2 protein-coding genes are annotated in these 4858 nt (G+C 70.8%); both read left to right on the top strand.

Annotated elements, in window-relative coordinates:
- A partial coding sequence (locus ACIRU3_RS47275; RefSeq protein ID WP_404070576.1) for a type I polyketide synthase occupies positions 1 to 2954 on the top strand: 2954 nt, incomplete at its 5' end.
- A gap of 84 nt (positions 2955 to 3038) precedes the next feature.
- On the top strand, positions 3039 to 4858 hold a 1820-nt coding region (locus ACIRU3_RS47270), incomplete at its 3' end, for a type I polyketide synthase (RefSeq protein ID WP_404070574.1).

Below are 4858 nucleotides of genomic sequence, written 5' to 3'. Positions count from 1 at the left end.
GTGTGGACTGGACGCGTGTCTTCGAGGGCACGGGCGCTGAGCAGGTCGACCTGCCGACCTACGCTTTCCAGCGTCAGCGCTACTGGCTGGAGACCTCCGGGGGGACGATCGGCGCGGGCGCCGTGACCGGTCTGGGTCTGGAGTCCGTGGCACACCCGCTGCTCGGTGCGGCGCTGGAGCTGCCGGACTCCGACGGCGTCGTCTTCAGCGGGCGGTTGTCGTTGCAGACACACGCCTGGCTCGCGGACCACGCCGTCGCCGGAGCCGTGCTCCTGCCGGGTACGGCGTTCGTGGAACTGGCGGTCACGGCCGGCGACCAGGTCAGCTGCGACACGGTGGAGGAGCTGACGCTCCAGGCGCCGCTGATCCTCCCCGAGCACGGCGGTGTCCAACTGCGGCTGACCGTCGCCGAGCCCGACGAGTCCGGACGCCGCAGCCTGAGCGTCTACTCCCGCCCGGAGGACGCCGTGTACGACGAGGAGTGGACCCGGCACGCCACCGGTGTGCTGGCCCTGCGCGCCGACGCCGAAGCCGTCGAGTCGCACACCGCCCATGATTTGACGGTGTGGCCGCCGACCGGCGCCGTCCCGGTGCCGACCGACGATCTGTACGCGGAATTCTCCGCCACCGGCTACGAGTACGGCCCGGTCTTCCGGGGACTGCGCGCGGCGTGGCGACGCGGCGACGAGGTGTTCGTCGAGGCGGAGCTGCCCGAGGAGCAGCGGTCCGAGGCGGACCGGTCCGGGATGCACCCGGCCCTGCTCGACGCGGCGCTGCACGGTCTGCGGCTGGGTGACTTCCATACCGACCGCACCATCGTCCGGCTGCCGTTCGCGTGGCGCGGCGTGTCTCTTGAAGCGGCGGGTGCGTCGATGGTGCGGGTGGCGCTGACCCCTGCGGGCACGGACGCCGTCGCAGTGACGGTGGCAGATGGCATCGGTCAGCCGGTCGCCGTCATCGACTCGCTCGTACTGCGCCCGGTCGACCCCGATCGGCTCGGCGCCGCGACCCGCGGAGCACACGGCGGTGAAGCGCTGTTCCGTGTCGAGTGGCAGCCGCTGCACCGCCCCACGGCGGGCGCGGTGCGGACGGCTGCAGCGCCCCGAACGTGGACGCTGATCGGTCCGGACGAGTTCAAGCTGAGCGCCGATCTGGGCGGATCCGCCGACGCGGACGTCGAGATCTCCGGCCATGCCGACCTCGACGCGCTGGGCGCGGCCCTCGCCTCCGGCGCCACGGCTCCTGAGGCGGTGCTCGTCGCCTGCACGTCAGGCCGCGGTGCCGAGGCCGGTGGCACGGACCTCGGGGGGACCGCCGGGGAGGTACATACGGCGGTCGCGGACACGCTCGCGATCATCCGGTCGTGGCTGGCCGACGAGCGGTACACCGCGTCCCGGCTCGTCTTCCTCACCCGGACCGCGGTCGTGGCCCGTGCCGGAGAGGGACCCGACCTGGTCAACGCACCGCTGTGGGGTCTCATACGCTCGGCACAGGCGGAGCATCCGGGGCGGTTCGTCCTCGTCGACCTGGACGACGAGGACGCCTCCCACACGTCTCTGCCGCGTGCGCTGGACTCCGGTGAGCCCCAACTCGCCGTCCGCGCGGGCGAATTGCTCGTACCACGTCTGACCAGAACATCTCCCACCGGCGACACAAACGGCCACGGCAGCGCCACCCGGGGCTTCGACCCGGACGGCACCGTTCTGGTCACCGGGGCCACCGGTACGCTCGGCGGACTGCTCGCCCGGCACCTGGTCGCCGAGCGCGGAGTACGCCGGCTGCTGCTCACCAGCCGCAGCGGGCCCGCGGCCGAAGGGGCTGCCGAGCTGCGCGACGAACTGGCAGCGCTCGGCGCCGAGGTGACGATCGTCGCCTGCGACACCTCCGACCGTTCGGCACTGGCCGGCGTACTCGCCGACGTGCCTGCCGGCCATCCGCTGACGGCGGTCGTGCACGCGGCCGGGGTCCTCGACGACGGCGTCATCACGACCATCACGCCCGAGCAGATCGAGCGGGTGCTGCGGCCCAAGGTGGACGCGGCGCTCCATCTCCACGAACTGACACGGGGGATGGACCTGTCCGCCTTCGTCCTCTTCTCCGGGGCCGCGGGCACACTCGGCACGGCCGGTCAGGGCGTCTACGCTGCGGCCAACGTCTTCCTGGACGCGCTCGCCCACCACCGTCGCACACTGAACCTCCCGGCCCAGGCCCTCGGTTGGGGCCTGTGGGCCGAGCGGAGCGGCATGACGGGCCGGCTGGGCGAGGGCGCCGTGCAACGGCTGGCCCGGATGGGCATCGCCGCCATGGCCACCGAGCGCGGACTGGCGCTCTTCGACGCGGCGGAGGCCGTGGACGAGCCGATGGTGCTGCCGATGCGGCTGGACATGGCCGCCCTGCGATCCCGTACGGCCGGAACCGACGGCATCCCGCCGGTGCTCCAGGGGCTGGTCCGGGTGGCCCCGGCGCGCAGAGCCGCCGCGGGCGGTGGCACGGCGCAGACCGCGACCGGCGGCGGGACATCGCTGGCACAACGCCTCGCGGGCCTCGACACCGAGGAGCGTGAGCGCGCCCTGCTGGACCTGGTGCGGACCCACGTGGCCTCGGCGCTGGGCCATGCGACACCGGCGGGTATCGATGCGGGACGGCCGTTCAGGGATCTCGGATTCGACTCCCTGACCGCCGTGGAACTCCGCAATCTGCTGAACGCCGCCACCGGGCTGCGGCTTCCGGCGACCCTGATCTTCGACTACCCCACGCCGGGTGCACTGGCCGCCCATTTGCGGACGGAGCTTGCGCCCGCGGACCGCACGGACGGTCCGGAGAGCGGGCAGAAGGGGGAGAGCACGTCCGCCGAACCGGGCGCGCGCGACGAGGAAGAGCTGGAATCCGTGCTCGACGCGATCGAATCGGCAAGCGACGACGATCTCTTCAGCTTTATCGATGGACAGCTCTGACTCCGGCCGCTTTGACGCCGTGAACTGCTTCTGCGACCCGTGCTGGGCGTGAATTCTTTGAATCGTGAGAGGGAAAGTTCTGCGATGGGGAACGAAGAAAAGCTTCGCGCCTATCTGAAGCGGGTCACCGGGGATCTGCACCAGGCTCGGCAACGCCTTCAGCAGCTTGAAGAAGGAAATTCCGAGCCGATCGCGATCGTCGCGATGGGCTGCCGCTATCCGGGTGGCGTGGAATCCCCTGCGGAGCTGTGGGACCTGGTCGCCGCGGGCGGTGACGCGGTCTCCGCATTCCCGATCAACCGCGGCTGGGATGTCGAGGACCTGTACGACCCGGACCCGGAGCGGAAGGGCAAGACCTATACCCGCGAGGGCGGCTTTCTGCACGACTCCGATCAGTTCGATCCCGAATTCTTCGGGATCAGCCCACGTGAAGCACTGACGATGGACCCCCAGCAGCGGCTGCTGCTGGAAACGGCATGGGAAGTCTTCGAACGGGCCGGAATCGACCCGGAGACCGCGCGGGGCAGCAAGACCGGCGTCTTCGCCGGAGTGATGTACGACGACTACGGCGCAGCGCGCATCTACGGCGGCACGCGCGACGAGTTCGAGGGCTACCTGATCAACGGCAGTGCCTCCAGCATCGCTTCCGGCCGGGTCGCGTACACGCTGGGCCTGGAGGGCCCGGCGGTGACGGTGGACACGGCGTGTTCGTCGTCGCTGGTGGCGCTGCACCTCGCTGTCCAGGCGCTGAGGTCGGGGGAGTGCACCATGGCCCTCGCCGGCGGTGTGACGGTGATCTCCACGCCGAGCCTGTTCGTGGAGTTCAGCCGCCAGCGCGGACTGTCCCCCGATGGCCGTTGCAAGTCCTTCTCGGACGCGGCGGACGGTACGGGGTGGGGTGAGGGCGTCGGCATGCTGCTGTTGGAGCGGCTGTCGGACGCCCGGCGCAACGGTCACCCGGTGCTCGCGGTGGTGCGGGGCAGTGCGGTCAACCAGGACGGTGCGAGCAACGGTCTGACGGCGCCCAATGGTCCGTCGCAGCAGCGGGTGATCCGTGCGGCGCTGGCCAACGCCCGGCTGACAGCGGCGGACGTGGACGCTGTGGAGGCGCACGGCACGGGCACGACGCTGGGTGACCCGATCGAGGCGCAGGCGTTGCTGGCCACCTATGGTCAGGAGCGGTCGGGGGAGCGGCCGTTGTGGCTGGGTTCGTTGAAGTCGAACGTTGGTCATACGCAGGCTGCTGCCGGTGTGGGTGGCGTGATCAAGATGGTGCAGGCGATGCGCCATGGTGTGTTGCCGCAGACGCTGCATGTGGATGAGCCGTCGTCGAAGGTGGACTGGTCGGCGGGTGCGGTGGAGTTGCTGGCCGAGCAGCGGGAGTGGCCGCGGACGGGTGCGCCTCGGCGTGCGGGAGTCTCGTCCTTCGGTGTGAGCGGGACCAACGCGCACGTGATCCTTGAGCAGGTGTCGGAGCCGGAGCCGGAACCCGCCGGGTTGGTGGAGCCGGTTGTGGTTCCGTCGGTGGTGCCGTGGGTGCTGTCCGGTCGTGGTGTGGAGGCGCTGCGGGGTCAGGCGGCACGGTTGTTGTCCCGTGTGGAGGCGGATGCGGGTCTGTCTTCGGTGGATGTGGGTTGGTCGCTGGTTTCGGGGCGTGCGGAGTTCGAGAACCGTGCGGTGGTGTTGGCGGCGGGTCGGGACGGGCTGGTGGCCGGTCTGGGTGCGCTGGCGCGTGGTGAGTCCGTGGCGGGGGTGGTCGAGGGTCCGGAGCATGGTGCCGCCTCCTCCACCGATGGCCGCGCGGTGTTTGTTTTCCCGGGTCAGGGGTCGCAGTGGGCTGGTATGGGTGCGGAGTTGCTGGATGCTTCGCCGGTGTTCGCTGAGCGTGTGCGCGAGTGTGGTGC

This window comes from Streptomyces sp. NPDC101151 (assembly GCF_044768335.1).
Classification (GTDB): domain Bacteria; phylum Actinomycetota; class Actinomycetes; order Streptomycetales; family Streptomycetaceae; genus Streptomyces.
The sequence above is the reverse complement of the archived record's forward strand: the minus strand, read 5'-3'. Positions and strand labels throughout refer to the sequence as shown.